1 protein-coding gene is annotated in these 506 nt (G+C 63.8%); it reads right to left on the bottom strand.

The genetic code is table 11. From position 1 onward, the window contains the following. Positions 1 to 313 (bottom strand): antibiotic biosynthesis monooxygenase (locus GTW58_RS14135; protein WP_168023663.1); only part of this gene is annotated, 313 nt, incomplete at its 3' end. Positions 314 to 506 lie beyond the last annotated feature (193 nt).

A 506-nucleotide genomic window follows, 5' to 3' on the forward strand; every position in this document is an offset into this window, starting at 1 on the left:
TGTCGTCTTGCCGTCCGAGGACGGGGATTCGGACGCTGTAGTCCGAGTACCCCGTCCGGGAACCCGCCGACTGTGCCAGAAGGTGTTCGTGGTTGCCCTTCCACGCCTGGGCGTCTTGGGCCGTACGCCAATAGGAAACCGTGATGCCAAGGCCACCGGGCGTCCGCGCGGATTCGTGACCCAGGTAGCCCGGTTGGTCGATGACCAGCATTTCCATCCGAGCGGCCATCTCCTCATACCCCGGCGCGTTCCCGGCCAGGGTGCTCGTGAAGATGACCGCAGTGTAGGGCGGGTGAAAGTCGGTCAAGCTCACGGTTTGGCCTCCCCGCAATCCCTGCGACTCAAGCTTTGGTGAAGTGTACGGGTTTCCAGCAAAGCGAGGGCATCTGCCAAGACAAGCGAAGTGCCGTGACGCGATGCGGGGTCCCCTCCCCCAAAGAACCCATGACCCGCAACGCGGATCTCATGGAGTTTTACGCGGCCGGGGTTCCGGGGGGGGAACTCCC

The sequence above is a fragment of the Kocuria subflava genome (genome assembly GCF_012163155.1).
GTDB classification, from domain to species: Bacteria; Actinomycetota; Actinomycetes; order Actinomycetales; family Micrococcaceae; genus Kocuria; species Kocuria subflava.